Origin of the sequence: Brevibacterium antiquum, from assembly GCF_016107655.1 — a bacterium.
GTDB lineage: Bacteria > Actinomycetota > Actinomycetes > Actinomycetales > Brevibacteriaceae > Brevibacterium > Brevibacterium antiquum.
In genome coordinates this window covers 674,853-690,220 of the sequence record NZ_JABASX010000001.1, presented here as the reverse complement: position 1 = coordinate 690,220, position 15,368 = coordinate 674,853, and the positions used below count along the sequence as shown (strand labels likewise).

Here is a 15,368-nt window from a genome sequence, read left to right as displayed (position 1 = left end):
AAGGACCCCTACGTACACGAAAACCGCCTGATTCTGTCTCATGTCAGGCGGTTTTGCTATTGTCAGCTCACGTGCGGCGGATTAAACCTGAATCAGAATCAATGGCGGCCTCGGCGCTCTTGCTGGCCGTGCTCGTCGCCGTGGCCTCTTTCGCTGTTTCCTTCACCGGCCTCATCGCCGCTGCCGGTTGGGCTGGAATCCCTCGTCCGTTGCGTCCGGCAGTACCAATCGTCGTTGATCTTTCGATCCTCGTCTTCACCGTCGCAGCTGTCGTTGCCAGAGCTCGCGGGGAAGGAGTCCGGCTTGCCTGGTCGTCGGTGGGTTTCTTCACCGTCGTGTCGATGATCACCAATGCCACTCACGCACTTAGCGACGGCAACTCGACAGCCACGACACTCCCTGCCCTCGTTGTTGGCTCGTTCATCGCTAGTCTCATGCCACTGGCGTGCCTTATCTCCACTCACACAGCAGTATCTGTCGCCGTAGCACCCCCGCAAGGTTCCAATGCCGCCAGGCGCCGTGCAGAACGTGCCCGAGTTGACCGATCCGCCACGGCGACGGCTGAAATATCTCCCGCGCCACCTGTGGCTGCAATGAGCTCGCCTCACAAGTCACCGGTCCTTAAAGCCGCAACAGATTCGTCCAGACCCGTCGATGTCGACGCTGTTGTCGAGATGAAGCAAGCCGGAAAATCTCACCGGGAGATCGCCGATACTCTAGGCACCTCGAAGTCAACCGTTCAGAGGTTGCTGTCGAAATCGGTTGTTGCCTAGCTGTCTCACAAAAAATTTCGTTGCACTGTGTTCCTATCGCGATTTGCCGCACGTATTAATGGTGACCGCAAAAATCAGGTTGATGTCTGACCTGCTGAGGAACGTGAGGAATACACATGAGCATGATCGCTACGGATCGCGAGATCCTGACACCGGCACAGTTGGCTGACGAGCTTTGCGTCACCACCGGGCATCTTGCCCAGCTTCGCTTCACGGGGCAGGGGCCACGTTTCATGAAGCTCAGCCCCCGCGCCGTTCGCTATCGTAAAGCTGACGTCGAAGAGTGGCTCGATGATCGCACGAAGGTTCGTACTGAGTGAGCTGACGAGACTCCTACCCGAATGACACACCGGAGTTCATAACCATATTGAGCTTGGGCTTATAGCAACATGCGCCCTTCGCGCAGCTGCCCGGCTACTCTCCACATTTCAGAAGGACGACATCGTGGCTCACATTTCAACCTACGCGACTCCGAACGGCAAGAAATACCGAGTCCGCTGGAGAGACGAGAACAAGAAGCAGCGAGAAAAGCGAGGCTTTACCCGTAAGCGGGATGCAATTGATTTCAAGTCTGAGCTTGAAGGAGACTTTCGGTCAGGAACCTACGTAGCGCCGAATGCTGGCCGTACCACTATCGCCTCGGTTGGTGCCGACTGGATGTTGCGTCAGACGCATCTGGCGCCAAGCACTCTGCGCAGCGTCGAGACAACCTGGCGAGTTCACGTGAAGCCCCGGTGGGGAGAACGATCGATGTCATCGATCAAGCAACTCGACATCAGCCGGTGGATCGCGGAGCTGAGCAACGATGGAAAGTCCGCCACAGTTGTCCTGCGCGCATTCGGGGTTCTGCGCGGAATCCTCGACGATGCGGTCTCAGCGAAGTTGATCAAGACGAACCCGGCTCAGGGAGTGAAAAACCTCCCAAAGAAGAGGAAGGGTGAACACATCTACCTCGACCACGCTTCTGTCCAACGACTGGCGGACGCCGCTGGTGGGCAGTGGAGGCTCCTCGTTTACTTGGCTTGCTATACCGGCATGAGGTGGGGAGAAATCACGGCGCTCAGAGTAAGCGACTTAGACTTTGACAGGCGAAGAGTGAAGATCGTGCGCAATGCGGTTGAATCCGGGAGCAAGTTCCACGTGGGAACTCCGAAGAGTGGAAAGACTCGTACTGCACCGCTGCCTGGCTTCCTTGCAAATGAGTTCAAGGAATTTTGTTCCGAGAAGACACCCTCCTCTTTGGTGTTCGAAGCACCTCGTCGTAGCGGATTCATCTTGCGTCCAAAACCAAAGGGTCGCAGCGAAGGTGGAACAGGCGGTTCATGGTGGGCTTTGGCCAAAGAATCGTCCGGGGTACCGGCGCAAATGCGCATCCACGATATGCGCCACACAGCTGCCAGCCTCGCTGTTCAGTCAGGCGCCCATGTGAAGGTGCTCCAGCACATGCTAGGCCACGCGTCCGCGGCAATGACTCTCGATACGTATTCGGACCTTTTCGACGACGATTTGGACCAAGTTTCAGAGGCTTTGGATGCTCATAGATCACAACAGTTGAGAATGGAATGTGGGCAAGATGTGGGCAAATGACCCACATGCAGGCCTTCAAATCGCCGATATAAGCTTCTCACCAGGCAACTTATCAATTGTTCAACGGTGGGCCCAGAGGGACTTGAACCCCCGACCCTCTCGGTGTAAGCGAGATGCTCTAGCCAACTGAGCTATAGGCCCCACAGCAAGTCGAGAGCCATGGCTCTCGATCGCGCTTGACCAGTATGCCATAAGGCAGGCGGGCAGACGAATTGCTTGTTCTGTCGACTTGTTCGTTCAGACGACCTCGGTGCGAAGGAGACGTGCCGCGATTGTCGCGAAGTTCTCACCTGCATCGTCATTCCCGATGCCGAAGAGACTGCGGTTCTGCTCGATCGCCACGGCACCGAGCGCATGTGCCATCACACCTTGGGAGACCGTCTGTCCCAATGCGTCGACGCTCAACGCGCCAGGAGTCACTTCGCCGGGGGAAATCGAGTAGCCGAGCAACATGATCTCAGCACCGTCACGGTATGTGAGCAGGATGTCACGCAGCGCCATCACAGCGACAAGTGGGTCAGAAGTCGACGGGCATCGCGCATCCACCTCTGCGTTCATCCGTGTGGCGATGAGGACGAAGAGCTCCTGTTTATCCTTGACGTGCCAATACAGGGCGGAGGGCTGAACCTCGAGCTCACGCGCGAGCCTGCGCATCGACAGATCGCCCAATCCGTAGCGTGAAAGGATGTCGAGGGCGGTTGTCGTGATGCTCCCGGCAGTCAGTGCCAATGAGACTTTCCTTCCATTCACAGTCGGTTGACCGTACCGATTTTTCAGAACGCGTCGCCATCGCTATAGTAGTTCCTGGTCACGGGATATAGCGCAGCTTGGTAGCGCGCCTCGTTCGGGACGAGGAGGTCGTGGGTTCGAATCCCGCTATCCCGACCAATGAAATGTGTCGCGACATCGTTCACTCGATGTTGGGGCACATTTTTTGTCCTTAGGTGCCCCGGTGGGTATCCCGCCTGGTCAGAACTGGTGGAATCCACATTGGAACTGCGCCGGATGATCAGCTGACATCGGTTCGAATGGTCAGCATGAATGCTGAGTCCTCATGCGCCTGCACGGAGTGTCGCTCCGGAGGAATCGTCATGAGGTCTCCGACGCGAAGGTCCCACGAGTCCTCTGCTGATGACAATGCCACACTCCCCCGCAGCACCTGCAGCGTCGCCTCTGGCGGTGAGTCATGCTCTGCCATCGTGGCCCCTGCCGTCAACGTCAGCAGGGCCTGCTTGAGATAGCGCCCGCTGTAGACGCTGTGGGCTGCCCGCCCGCTGGTGGCGCCCCGTGCCTTTTCCAGAAGTTCGTCGGCCAGCTCGCCGAGGTGATGGGTGTGTGAATTGTCAGTCATCATCTGTCCTGTCCTGCTCGTTCGATTTCTGCTGCTGAGACCTCTCAGTCCTGATGCTAACTTGTAGTTGATCGATGTGAGACTGACTTTGGAGGTTGACCATGGCCGATGGCCCAGTATTCGAAACCATTGACGTTCGGACGGTTCCCAAGCCTGAGCGGCATCCTCTCATCATGGCGGCCTATCAGAAACTCGATGTCGGTTCCGGACTGATCCTCGTCAACGACCACGAACCCAAGAATCTCAAGCTTGAGATGGAGGCGGAGTTCGCCGAGGCTATGGCCTGGGAACCACAGTCATCAGATGACGAGGATTTCCGGGTTCTCATCAGCAAACGGGCAGCGACGCCTCTCCCCCGCGTCCTTGCCGATGTGGAGGAACTCAACGGGCCTGCGGAGACCTCAGGTTCTGTATGGCAGCTCCAGCCTCAGTCGCGTGATCTCGATGCGAACATCATCGCGCTCTCACCCGGTGGCGAGATCAAGGAACACATGGGGCCCGGCCTCGATGTGCTCATCCACATCCTCGACGGCGGCGGAACCCTGGAGACAGAGCTGACCACGATCCCGCTCGCTCCGGGCCAGATAGTCTGGTTGCCGCGTCTCTCTCGTCGACGCTTCCTCGCCGATGAGTCCCAGGGCCTGCGATATTTCTCAGTCCATCAGCGCAAACAGGGACTGACGATCACCAGTCGACACTGACTCAGCCGAAGCATTCGTGCGACTCTGCGGTCCAGGCTGTGATCAGGGCGCGGGCTCGGGATCGTCTGGGCGGTCAAACGCGTTGGCGATGAGTCTGCGCAGCACCGCCTCGTCGATGTCTTCCAACTTGCGCACATACACGCATCCGGCGCCCTCGGTGTACGTACCGAGGGTGGTCAGCAGCGCCGCTCCGGCAGGTGAGTCTTTGAGCCCGTACAGCGACAGCTGAGTCTTACGTGGTGAGAACCCGGTCTTTGGCCAGTGACCACGGTTGCGCGGATTCGATGGCGAAACGTACTGATACTGTCCGTACCCCACGATCGACGGACCCCACATCACCGGCTGCGTGCCGGTGACCTCGGTGAAGATCGCAGCCAGCGCGAACCCATCCTCGCGTCGCTTATGGGGAACGGCAGCTGCGAGGAACTCGTTGACGTCAGCGTCGGTGGGCTGTGTCTTCTGAGTGGTCATGGTTCAATTATGGCCTCTCGACGGCGAATCAGGCACCGCAGCGAGGCTCAGGCGCCGTCGGGAATCCAGGCCGAACCATCCTGAACCTTGTAGATGAGGTTGGTTCGGGTGTGGGCGACCGCCGGGTAGCGGGTGAGGTAGTCCAGAACGAAGGACTGGACCGCCTCGGTGTCGGTGGCGACGATGTGGAGCAGATAGTCATCGGCTCCGGCCATGTGATACATCCGCACCACCCCGGGGAACTGCGGTGCCGCGGCGGTGAAGGCATCGATCTCAGCTCGGTCATGTTTGGCCAGACGGATGGAGATCAGAGCCTGCAGCGGGATGCCCACAGCTGCGGCATCGATGTCGACACGAAAGCCTCTGATCACGCCCAGCGTCTTGAGGCGCTTGAGACGAAGCGAAACCGTCGATTCGGAGATGCCGACCGCTGAGGCCAAGGCGGTGCCCGATGCTCTGGCATCATCGCTGAGAGTCTTGAGCAGCTGTCGATCAACATCATCGAGTTCCACTTTCTGCGACATGACCGACAGTCTGGCATACATGATTCAAGAAGCTTCGATAGGAATACAGAAAATCACGGATTCTTGACTGATGATTGCGGTTCATAACAGGAATAGCTTGAATGCTGACATGACCTCACTGCACCCAGAAACGCTCATGGTCCATGGCGGCATGGAAGGCCTCACCGAGGCAGGAGTCCACGTTCCGGCCATCGACCTCTCGACCACCAACCCAGTCAACGATGTCGCCACCGGCGGTGACTCCTACGAATGGCTGGCTAGCGGGCATTCGCTCAAAGACGGCGATTCCGCCGTCTACCAGCGCCTGTGGCAGCCCGGTGTCGCACGCTTCGAGACGGCCCTGGCCGAGCTCGAGCACGCCGACGAAGCGGTCGCATTCGCCACGGGCATGGCCGCAATGACCGCGACCCTCCTCGCAGCCGTCAGCGCAGGAACACCGCACATCGTCGCAGTGCGTCCGCTCTACGGCGGAAGCGACCACCTCCTCGAATCCGGGCTGCTGGGCACGCGGGTCACTTGGGCCGAAGAATCCGACATCGCCTCGGCGGTCCAGGACGACACCGGACTCGTCATCGTGGAGACCCCGGCCAACCCCAGTCTCGACCTCGTGGATCTCGACGGTGTCGTCGCAGCCGCCGGCAACGTGCCTGTGCTGGTCGACAACACCTTCTGCACCCCCGTGCTCCAGCAGCCCATCTCCCACGGAGCGGCCCTCGTTCTGCACAGCGCGACGAAGTATCTCGGCGGTCATGGTGATGCCATGGGCGGCATCATCGCCACCAACTCCGACTGGGCGATGCGCCTGCGACAGGTCCGAGCCATCACGGGAGCCCTTCTCCACCCCATGGGCGCCTACCTCCTCCATCGGGGACTGCGCACCCTTGCCGTGCGCATGCGCGCGGCACAGACCACCGCCGGTGAACTCGCCGAGCGTCTGGCTGCGCACCCTGCCATCGCCGCCGTGCACTACCCGGGGCTGGACGGCCAGGATCCACGCGGACTGCTCGGGCGCCAGATGTCCGGTGGTGGAGCCATGATCGCATTGGAGCTGGCCGGCGGATTCGAGGCCGCACGCAACTTCGTCGAACACTGCAGCCTCGTCGTCCACGCGGTGTCCCTGGGCGGCGTCGACACTCTCATCCAGCATCCGGCATCACTGACTCACAGGCCGGTTGCGGCCACGGCGAAACCCGGCGACGGTCTCATCCGGCTCTCCGTCGGGCTCGAGCACGTCGATGACCTGGCAGACGATCTCATTGCCGCCCTCGACGCGAGCCGAGCCGCAGCCTGAACCGGCCGGCCTTCTGCCGCTGCCGATCCGAGGAGGGCCTCTGCTCTTGTCCTCGTTGACATTGACGCGACGTCAACTTCTAAGCTGATCGTCATGGACTGGTCCATACAGGAAACAGCGCGGATGACGGGGACGACGAGCCGGACGCTGCGTCACTATGACGCAATCGGACTACTGCCACCGGCGTACACTGCCGACAACGGATATCGCTATTACGACGAGACAGGGCTGGTGCGCCTGCAGCGGATTCTCCTGCTCAGGGAACTCGGGATGCCGTTGACGAAGATCGACGAGGTGCTCGAGAGCACCGAGGACCCGATCGCGGCATTGTCCGAACACGTGGACATGCTCGGACGCGAGCGTGACCGCGTCGAGCGGCAGATCGCCGCCGTCACCGCGACCATCGCACGATTGGAAGCAGGTGAACCTCTCATGGCAGAGGAAATGTTCGACGGTTTCGACCATCGCAGACACAAAGAGGAAGTGACGCAACGCTGGGGCCATGCCGCCTATGAGTCGTCTGCGCAATGGTGGGAGTCGATGAGGCCCGAAGACAGGCAGGCTTGGAAGGCGACAGTCGACCAGTTGAGTCAGGACTGGGCGAACGCCGCCGAGGCCGGGGTCGGCCCCGAAACGAAGCGCTGCCAGGAGCTGGCCCATCGCCACGTTCAGTGGCTGTCAGCCGTGCCGGGGACTCCGGCGAATGATCCCGACGGTGATATGGACGGATATGTCCGCGGTTTGGCAGAGATGTACGTCAGCGATCCGCGTTTCGGTGCCAATTACGGTGGCGCCGAGGGCGCCGAGCTGGTCCGGGACTCACTCAATCTCTACCTGGACGCACACGCGGATTCCTAAAAGCAGTCAGGACTGCTGCTCCAGGGCTCGCCGAATCTTCTCGGCGGGCCCTGCCAGCTGTTCAGGGGTCTGCATGGGCGCACGGTCAGAGATATCGAAATCGTCCATCGAGTTCGTCGGCAGGACGTGAATGTGCAGATGTGGGACCTCGTAGCCGACGACGAGCAGGCCGATGCGCTCACAGTCGAGGGCCTCCTGCTGAGCACGTCCGATCTGTCGCGCCACCGCCATCAGGTGGTCGAGCAGGTCCTGGTCGGCGTCGATCCAGTGTGAGATCTCTTCCCGGGGCACGACCATCGTATGGCCCTCTGTCATCGGCGACACATCGAGGAATGCAACGCACACGTCGTCCTGGTAGACGAAAGTGCCCGGAATTTCCCCGTTGATGATCTTGGTGAAGATAGTGGCCATGTTTCATTCCTCCTTGCTGATCCGATGATCACATTGGCTCAACCGCAGAGTGCTCGCGCTTGAGCGACATCAACGGAGAAGTCACGCGTCTCGGTTCGTGCGACCTGTCGACTGGTCATGATCGTACCTGTTCGGGAGATGACGAAGACTCCGCGTTCGGCCACACCGTGTTGAGCGTCGAAGGCCCCATACGACCGGGCCACATCGCCGTGCGGCCAGAAGTCCGAGCCGAGATCAAGGCCGATCTCTCGTTCCTCCGACCACGCGGCGAGTGTGTACTTCGAATCCACGGACATGGCGATGATCTCGACCGGGAGAAACTCAGCCTCCAGCGACTGTCGCAGGTCATCAAGGGCGCTGACCTCATCACCGCACACGGGTGAGAAGGCGAACGGAAAGAAGACGAGGATGACAGCCGAGCGACGTAGAACCTCGGCGAGGTGGAGCGTGGACCCGAACTGATCGGGCACGCGGAAATCAGGGGCCCGGTCTCCGGGCCGAAGGATCATGAATAGTTCTTCTTGCCCACCAAACGGAAGCCGGCCCAGTATTCGGCAGCGCTGACCGTCGAGGTCACATGCATGCCAGCTGTGGGAGCTGCCTCAGAAATGTCGGCCGGGCTGATATGCCCGGGGCGACTTGCCTTGGGAGACAGGAGCCAGACGACTCCGCCTTCCTTCAATGTTGCCTGCGCGTCGACGAGACCATCAATGAGGTCGTCGTCGTCGGAGCGCCACCACATCAGAATGACGTCGAAGACATCATCGACATCACCGTCCGCGATCTTCTCACCGATGATGTTTTCGATCGCCTGGCACAGGTCCAAGTCGACGTCATCGTCGTAGCCGATTTCTTGCACATAGTCTCCCGCAGCCAAACCAAGGTTCTGGCCCAGCTCGTTGGGGAGGGTCGACGTGGAAGATGTCCTTTCAGAAGAGGAGTTACTCATGCCCTTATTGTTCCGTCAAGTGTGCCGGAGGCGCAAATGACGGCGCGCCAACCCGGCGCAATCCACGTCAAAGAGCATCGAAGACCACGAACTCGTCATCGAGATCACAAGATTTCGCCCCCGCGAAGTTCGCGCGGGAGGACTAGGCTGATGGGAGTATCTGGTGGACCCTGGGCTCAATCATGATTTGATCTTCCATTCCACTCGATCACCTGGATCTCAACACCAACGAAGATCGTGGAGCGGAAGAGAGGACCACACCGTGGACAATCGGAAACAGGGCGGACCGATACTCAATGGGCTGCCCAGCCAGGTGCCCGACATCGATCCCGAAGAGACTGATGAGTGGCTGGCATCGCTGGACGGCCTCATCGACGAGGGCGGACGGTCACGCGCACGTTACGTCATGCTGCGGATGCTTCAGCGTTCGCGGGAGAAGCAGATCGGCGTGCCCAGCCTGACAGCCACCGACTACGTGAATACGATCGGGCCTGAGAACGAACCATGGTTCCCCGGTGACGAAGAGGTTGAGCGCCGCTACCGACGCTGGAACCGCTGGAATGCCGCAATGCTCGTCCACCGTGCCCAGCGGCCCGGAGTCGAGGTCGGTGGACACATCTCAACCTATGCCTCGTCTGCCACGCTCTACGAAGTCGGACTCAATCACTTCTTCCGGGGCAAGGACCATCCCGGCGGCGGCGATCACATCTTCTACCAGGGTCATGCCTCCCCCGGAATGTACGCCCGCGCCTACCTCGAAGGCCGGATGAGCGGAGACGATCTCGACGGATTCCGTCAGCAGCAGTCCCACCAGATCAATGGCAAACCCGCCGGTCTGCCGTCGTATCCGCACCCGCACCAGCTTCCTGATTTCTGGGAACACCCGACGGTGTCGATGGGTGTGGGACCGATCAATGCGATCGCCCAGGCACAGTTCGACAAGTACCTGCACAACCGCGGCATCAAGGACACCTCCCAGCAGCAGACATGGGCCTTCCTTGGTGACGGTGAGCTCGACGAGCCGGAGAGCCGCGGAATGCTCCAGGTCGCCGCATTCGAAGAGCTCGACAACCTCAACTTCGTCATCAACTGCAACCTGCAGCGCCTCGACGGACCGGTCCGCGGAAACGGCAAGATCATCCAGGAGCTCGAGGCCTACTTCCGCGGCGCCGGCTGGAACGTCATCAAGGTCGTGTGGGGCCGCGAATGGGACACCCTCCTGGGCAAGGACCGCGACGGCGCACTGGTCAACCTCATGAATGCCACCCCCGACGGTGACTACCAGACCTATAAGGGAGAGTCCGGCGGATTCGTCCGTGACAACTTCTTCGGGCGCGATCCGCGCACCAAGGCCATGGTCGAGGACTACAGCGACGAGAGGATCTGGAACCTCAAGCGCGGCGGTCACGACTACCGCAAGGTCTACGCAGCCTACAAAGCAGCCTTCGAACATACCGGGCAGCCGACGGTCGTCCTCGTCAAGACGGTCAAGGGCTATTCGCTGGGACCTCACTTCGAGGCCCGCAATGCGACCCACCAGATGAAGAAGATGACGATCGACGATCTCAAGCTGGCTCGCGATCACTTCCAGATCCCGATCTCCGACAAGGACCTCGAAGCAGACCCCAAGCTGCCGCCGTACTACCACCCCGGAGAGGACGCTCCGGAGATCAAGTACATGCAGGAACGGCGTCAGAAGCTCGGCGGCTACTCCCCCGAGCGCCGCAGCAAGCACATCGATCTCAAACTGCCCGCCGACAAAGCCTTCGATGCAGGCAAGCGCGGATCGGGCAAGCAGACGATCGCCACCACCATGGGATTCGTCCGCGTACTCAAGGACCTCATGCGGGAGAAGGAATTCGGCAAACGCATCGTGCCGATCATCCCGGACGAGGCCCGCACGTTCGGCATGGACTCGTTCTTCCCGACGGCGAAGATCTACAACCCGCACGGCCAGAACTACATTTCGGTCGACCGCGATCTCTTCCTCGCCTACAAGGAAGCCACCGACGGCCAGCTGCTCCACATGGGCATCAACGAGATCGGTGCCACCGCGGCACTGACCGCCGTCGGCACCTCCTACGCCACACACGGCGAGCCGATGATCCCGTTCTACATCTTCTACTCGATGTTCGGCTTCCAGCGCAGCGGCGACTTCTTCTGGGCGGCAGGCGACCAGATGGCACGCGGCTTCATCCTCGGCGCCACTGCCGGGCGCACCACTCTGGTGGCAGAGGGACTGCAGCACGGCGACGGGCATTCGCATCTGCTGGCGTCGACCTATCCCTCGATCGTGTCCTACGATCCCGCCTACACCTACGAGATCGCCCGCATCGTCCGTGACGGCATCCACCGTATGTATGATCCGGCCGATGAGCGCGACCCCAACGTCATGTACTACCTGACGATGTACAACGAGCCGATGGTCCAGCCCCCTGAACCAGAGGACCTCGACGTCGACGGCGTGCTCAAGGGTATGTATCTCCTATCGAAGGGTCCGGACAACGGCGGCCCGAAGGTCCAGCTCATCGCCTCCGGCGTGGGCGTCCCCTGGGTTCTCGAAGCCCAGGAGCTTCTGGCCGAGGATTGGGGCGTATCGGCAGATGTATGGTCGGTGACCTCGTGGACCGAGCTGCGTCGCGATGGTCTGAATGCCGAAGATGACCGACTGCTCGATCCAGATGCCGAGGCACGCGTGCCCTATGTGACTCAGAAGATGGCTGAGGTTGAGGGGCCGGTTGTGGCGACTTCGGACTTCATGCGCGCGGTTCCGGATCAGATCCGTCAGTATGTGCCAGGCCACTTCACATCCCTGGGCACCGACGGCTACGCGATCTCGGATACCCGTCCGGCAGCGCGCCGGTACTACCACGTCGATGGGCCCTCGGTCGTGACGCAGGCTCTGATCTCCCTGGCCGACACCGGGGCGATATCGATCGACAAGGCCGCCGAGGCGGCACGGAAGTACCAGCTCGACGATGTCACCGCGGGTACCTCAGGTTCGACCGAAGGTGCCGGCGCCTGATCGCATCGCGCTGAACGGCGGATTCGACACTGAATTCGACACCGCTCTGAGTATGGCCGGAGTCTCTAAGACTCCGGCCATACTTGTCTCAATCGACAAAAACTTGTGTGTCGCATACAAGCGAATTGTGCCGAGGCGTTTAAAGTGGTGGCTATGACAACTGACGCCGAGACGCTCCGGCGCCGGGCAGAGACGGCACGCCGTCTGCGGGCAGGAGTGGGAGTCCTCTCCACTGTGACCCTGCAGAGACTTGAAGCTCGGCTCCCCTGGTACCGCAGCATGTCCCCCTCTGATCGATCCTGGGTCGGGCTGTTGGCGCAGTCGGGCATCTCGTCCTTCATCGACTGGTACCGCAAACCCGATACGGATCTGCGAGTCGTCAGTGAGATCTTCAAATCCGCCCCACGCGACCTGATTCGAGCAATCAGTCTCCAGCAGACTCTTCAGCTGCTCAAGATCGTCGTCGAAGTCGTCGAGGAGAGAGTGCCCGACATTGCACGTGCGGTCGAGCAGCCGGCGCTGCGGGAGGCCGTTCTCGTCTACTCTCGTGAGATCGCCTTCGCCGCCGCAGACGTCTATGCCCGAGCCGCCGAGGCCAGGGGCAGTTGGGACGCTCGCTTAGAGGCGATGGTCGTTGATGCTCTGGTTCGCGGCGACTCCGTCGATGAACTGGCCAGCCGCACTGCTGCCTTCGGGTGGCAGTCGGAGGGTCCCGTCAGCGTACTTGTCGGACGGGCCCCGCAGAGGTCAGCCAAGCGCGGCCTCGACGTCATCCGACGCAAGGCCCGGAAGTGGGCCGATGATGCCCTCGTCGGCATTCACGACAACCGACTGCTCATCGTCCTCGGCGGTGCCACCGAACTCGATGAAGCCGTTGAGGAACTCTCCGAATCCTTCGGACCATCCGAAGTCATCGTCGGACCCAGCGTTCCGAGCCTGGCAGAGGCCGCCACCTCGGCGAAGGCAGCGATCATGGCGCTCAAGGCCGCCACTGCCCGCCCTGACTCCCCCCGCCCCGTCAGGGCAGAAGAGCTCCTGCCCGAACGCGCCCTGGCCGGAGACACTGTCGCCCTGAACGAACTCATCAGCCGGTACTACGAACCATTGACCTCGGGGACCGGGCAACTGCTCAAAACGGTCAGCGCCTACGTCGAATTCGGATCGTCTTTGGAAGCCACGGCCAAGGCACTCTCGGTCCACCCGAATACGGTGAGATACCGGCTCCGGAAGATCACCTCGGCGATCTCACTCGATCCCACGGTCTCCCGCGACGCATTCGTCATCCACATCGCATTGGTCTACGGGCGACTGTCAGATGCCGGGCTATTGTCGAACACCGACAAAACACACTGATTTGAAGGATCCATCCACTAGATTGAACACCGAAGTCGAGTGAAAAGAGAACTGAGTGCTAGCAATCACGTGCCCGGGCCAAGGCGCCCAGAAGTCGGGCTTTCTGAGTTCCTTCCTGGAACTCGACGCCTTCGCCGCACAGATCGACGAACTCTCCTCCGCATCCGGGATCGACCTGCGCCTACACGGAACCGAATCGGATGACGAGACCATCAAGGACACAGCACTGGCACAGCCGCTGCTCGTCGCCTCAGCGATCGCATGCGCCGCTGAGCTCGGAGCCAAGGCAGAGTATGTCGCCGGGCACTCCGTGGGCGAGATCGCTGCCGCACAGATCGCCGGTATCTTCTCTCCAGCCGATGCCATGCGCTTCGTCGCAGTGCGCGGTGCAGGGATGGCAGCGGCCGCGGCCCAGACTCCCACAGGCATGTCAGCCGTCGTCGGCGGCGAACCTGCCGACGTTCTGGCAGCCATCGAGGCAGCCGGTGCCAGCCCAGCCAATGTCAACGGAGGCGGACAGACGGTGGCAGCGGGATCCTTGGAGGACCTGGAGAAGCTGGCGGAGAACCCGCCGGAGAGAGCACGCGTCATCGCTCTGCCCGTAGCTGGTGCCTTCCACACCGAGTACATGGCTTCGGCGACCCAGGAACTGGCCGCCACTGCCTCGGCGCTGGAGATCGCAGATCCAGCCACTTATGTCCTCAGCAACTCCGATGGAACGGTCGTCGAGAGCGGTCAGGACTATGTCGACCGCCTCGTCAAGCAGGTCACGAACCCGGTTCGCTGGGATCTGTGCCAGGAGACGCTGCTGAATGCGGGAATCACCGGAATGATCGAACTCGTCCCCGGTGGCACCCTGACCGGAATCGCACGACGCGCTATGAAGGGCGTGGAGACATTCGCCATCAAGTCCGCTGCAGACCTCGACGGTGCGCGTGAGTTCGCCGCGGCCCACGCCTGATCATCAAAGGAAGACCATCATGCCAACACTGAAGACCGCAGAATCCGGAACCTTCTCCAAGATCATGGGCATCGGTGCCTACCGTGCCGAAAACCTCGTCACCAACGACGACATCGCCGGACCCATCAACTCCTCCGATGAGTGGATCCGCCAGCGCACCGGCATCATCACCCGGCGTCGCGCCAGCAAGGACGTCGGTGTCATCGACATGTGCGAAGAGGCCGCGCTGGAAGCGATCGCCTCCTCCGGACTCAAGCCCGAAGACATCGGCGGCATCATCATCGCCACCGTCACCTTCGAATACTTCACTCCTTCGGCGGCGGCAGCGCTGACTGACCGTTTGGGAACCGGCCACATCCCCGCCTGGGACATCAGTGCGGCATGCGCCGGTTACTGCTACGGCATCGGACAGGCCGATGCATTAGTCCGTTCCGGCGCCATGGACAACATTCTTGTCATCGGTGCCGAGAAGCTCTCCGAGGTCATCGACCCCGAGGACCGTTCGATCTCCTTCATCCTCGGTGACGGAGCCGGTGCTGTCGTCGTCTCGTCGTCTGACGAGCCGGGCATCTCGAAGACCGTCTGGGGCTCGAAGGGCGAGAACTGGTCGACGATCCGCATGACCGAGTCTCTCTACGACGTCCGCGACAACCGCGACACTCCGTTCCCCACCTTGCGTCAGGATGGGCCGACCGTCTTCCGCTGGGCCGTCTGGGACGGCGCCGAGGTGGCCAAAGAGGCTTTGGCCGAGTCCGGCATCGAAGCCGCCGACCTGGCTGCCTTCATCCCGCACCAGGCGAACATGCGAATCATCGACGAACTCGCCAAACAGCTCAAGCTGCCCGAGCACGTCGTCATCGCCCGCGACATCGCCGACAACGGCAACACCTCCTCGGCCTCCATCCCGCTGGCGACCGAACGTCTGCTGCGCGAACAGCCTGAACTCAGCGGTGGATACGCCCTGCAGATCGGCTTCGGAGCCGGTCTGGTCTTCGGCGCACAAGTGATCCGCCTCCCTTAAACGGGTTCATTCACGGAAAACTCTCCGTGAATGTCCTAAGATATTCGGCGGGACACTCGTCGAAAAGTTCCTCAACCGGTCGAACAACCCTC

Annotated in this window: 17 protein-coding genes and 2 tRNA genes; 11 read left to right on the top strand and 8 right to left on the bottom strand. The window is 61.0% G+C overall.

The features are described from left to right. Window positions 1–101 precede the first annotated feature (101 nt). The 3 genes from JFC13_RS19990 to JFC13_RS03220 all read left to right on the top strand — a co-directional run bounded on the left by JFC13_RS19990 (window position 102) and on the right by JFC13_RS03220 (window position 2,360). On the top strand, window positions 102–773 hold the full coding sequence (locus JFC13_RS19990; protein ID WP_198395623.1) for a DUF2637 domain-containing protein: 672 nt from the start codon (window positions 102–104) through the stop codon (window positions 771–773). Window positions 774–889: 116 nt separating this feature from the next. Further along, the gene (locus JFC13_RS03225) at window positions 890–1,093 is read left to right on the top strand and encodes a helix-turn-helix transcriptional regulator (RefSeq protein WP_232488056.1); all 204 of its coding nucleotides are present in this window, start codon (window positions 890–892) and stop codon (window positions 1,091–1,093) included. Window positions 1,094–1,217: 124 nt separating this feature from the next. Beyond that, window positions 1,218–2,360 (top strand): tyrosine-type recombinase/integrase, encoded by a 1,143-nt coding sequence (locus tag JFC13_RS03220; protein ID WP_198395622.1) that lies wholly within the window; start codon window positions 1,218–1,220, stop codon window positions 2,358–2,360. A gap of 67 nt (window positions 2,361–2,427) precedes the next feature. Here JFC13_RS03220 and JFC13_RS03215 read toward each other — a convergent pair. Together JFC13_RS03215 and JFC13_RS03210 are read right to left on the bottom strand one after the other, a co-directional pair. Then, window positions 2,428–2,501 (bottom strand) — tRNA-Val (locus JFC13_RS03215). Window positions 2,502–2,597: 96 nt separating this feature from the next. Next, complete coding sequence (locus JFC13_RS03210; RefSeq protein WP_198395621.1) at window positions 2,598–3,089, bottom strand: TetR/AcrR family transcriptional regulator; 492 nt, start codon at window positions 3,087–3,089, stop codon at window positions 2,598–2,600. Between the two features lie 82 nt (window positions 3,090–3,171). Here JFC13_RS03210 and JFC13_RS03205 point away from each other — a divergent pair. Further along, window positions 3,172–3,248: transfer RNA gene (locus tag JFC13_RS03205), tRNA-Pro, on the top strand. A gap of 121 nt (window positions 3,249–3,369) precedes the next feature. On the opposite strand, the gene JFC13_RS03200 is transcribed toward JFC13_RS03205, so the two are convergent. Next, complete coding sequence (locus tag JFC13_RS03200) at window positions 3,370–3,711, bottom strand: cupin domain-containing protein (RefSeq protein WP_269769970.1); 342 nt, start codon at window positions 3,709–3,711, stop codon at window positions 3,370–3,372. 101 nt (window positions 3,712–3,812) lie between these two features. Between JFC13_RS03200 and JFC13_RS03195 the strand changes: the two genes are divergently transcribed. Further along, the gene (locus JFC13_RS03195; RefSeq protein WP_198395619.1) at window positions 3,813–4,412 is read left to right on the top strand and encodes a DUF2249 domain-containing protein; all 600 of its coding nucleotides are present in this window, start codon (window positions 3,813–3,815) and stop codon (window positions 4,410–4,412) included. Between the two features lie 42 nt (window positions 4,413–4,454). On the opposite strand, the gene JFC13_RS03190 is transcribed toward JFC13_RS03195, so the two are convergent. Together JFC13_RS03190 and JFC13_RS03185 are read right to left on the bottom strand one after the other, a co-directional pair. After that, window positions 4,455–4,883: a DUF1801 domain-containing protein gene (locus JFC13_RS03190; protein ID WP_198395618.1), complete on the bottom strand. Its 429-nt coding sequence runs from the start codon at window positions 4,881–4,883 to the stop codon at window positions 4,455–4,457. A 47-nt stretch (window positions 4,884–4,930) separates the two neighbouring features. Then, the gene (locus JFC13_RS03185; RefSeq protein ID WP_198395617.1) at window positions 4,931–5,407 is read right to left on the bottom strand and encodes an Lrp/AsnC family transcriptional regulator; all 477 of its coding nucleotides are present in this window, start codon (window positions 5,405–5,407) and stop codon (window positions 4,931–4,933) included. A 109-nt stretch (window positions 5,408–5,516) separates the two neighbouring features. Between JFC13_RS03185 and JFC13_RS03180 the strand changes: the two genes are divergently transcribed. Beyond that, window positions 5,517–6,698: a trans-sulfuration enzyme family protein gene (locus tag JFC13_RS03180; protein WP_198395616.1), complete on the top strand. Its 1,182-nt coding sequence runs from the start codon at window positions 5,517–5,519 to the stop codon at window positions 6,696–6,698. Window positions 6,699–6,791: 93 nt separating this feature from the next. After that, window positions 6,792–7,556: a MerR family transcriptional regulator gene (locus JFC13_RS03175; protein WP_198395615.1), complete on the top strand. Its 765-nt coding sequence runs from the start codon at window positions 6,792–6,794 to the stop codon at window positions 7,554–7,556. Between the two features lie 6 nt (window positions 7,557–7,562). Here JFC13_RS03175 and JFC13_RS03170 read toward each other — a convergent pair whose 3' ends face one another. Genes JFC13_RS03170 through JFC13_RS03160 form a run of 3 tightly spaced genes read right to left on the bottom strand, consistent with a single transcriptional unit; the run spans window position 7,563 to window position 8,916 of the window. Continuing rightward, window positions 7,563–7,967, bottom strand: coding sequence for an HIT family protein (locus tag JFC13_RS03170; RefSeq protein ID WP_198395614.1), 405 nt, complete (start codon window positions 7,965–7,967; stop codon window positions 7,563–7,565). A gap of 38 nt (window positions 7,968–8,005) precedes the next feature. Continuing rightward, window positions 8,006–8,476 (bottom strand): peroxiredoxin, encoded by a 471-nt coding sequence (locus tag JFC13_RS03165; RefSeq protein WP_198395613.1) that lies wholly within the window; start codon window positions 8,474–8,476, stop codon window positions 8,006–8,008. After that, window positions 8,473–8,916 (bottom strand): DUF3052 domain-containing protein, encoded by a 444-nt coding sequence (locus JFC13_RS03160; RefSeq protein ID WP_232488055.1) that lies wholly within the window; start codon window positions 8,914–8,916, stop codon window positions 8,473–8,475. The genes JFC13_RS03165 and JFC13_RS03160 overlap by 4 nt, the downstream gene beginning before the upstream one ends. Before the next feature lie 262 nt (window positions 8,917–9,178). Between JFC13_RS03160 and aceE the strand changes: the two genes are divergently transcribed. The 4 genes from aceE (at window position 9,179) to JFC13_RS03140 (ending at window position 15,276) form a co-directional block, all read left to right on the top strand. Next, window positions 9,179–11,941, top strand: a complete 2,763-nt coding sequence (aceE, locus tag JFC13_RS03155) for a pyruvate dehydrogenase (acetyl-transferring), homodimeric type (RefSeq protein WP_198395612.1) — start codon at window positions 9,179–9,181, stop codon at window positions 11,939–11,941. A 153-nt stretch (window positions 11,942–12,094) separates the two neighbouring features. After that, window positions 12,095–13,294: a PucR family transcriptional regulator gene (locus JFC13_RS03150; RefSeq protein ID WP_198395611.1), complete on the top strand. Its 1,200-nt coding sequence runs from the start codon at window positions 12,095–12,097 to the stop codon at window positions 13,292–13,294. Between the two features lie 55 nt (window positions 13,295–13,349). Next, on the top strand, window positions 13,350–14,255 hold the full coding sequence (locus JFC13_RS03145) for an ACP S-malonyltransferase (RefSeq protein ID WP_198395610.1): 906 nt from the start codon (window positions 13,350–13,352) through the stop codon (window positions 14,253–14,255). 19 nt (window positions 14,256–14,274) lie between these two features. Next, window positions 14,275–15,276, top strand: a complete 1,002-nt coding sequence (locus JFC13_RS03140; RefSeq protein WP_198395609.1) for a beta-ketoacyl-ACP synthase III — start codon at window positions 14,275–14,277, stop codon at window positions 15,274–15,276. The last annotated feature ends 92 nt before the right edge of the window (window positions 15,277–15,368 follow it).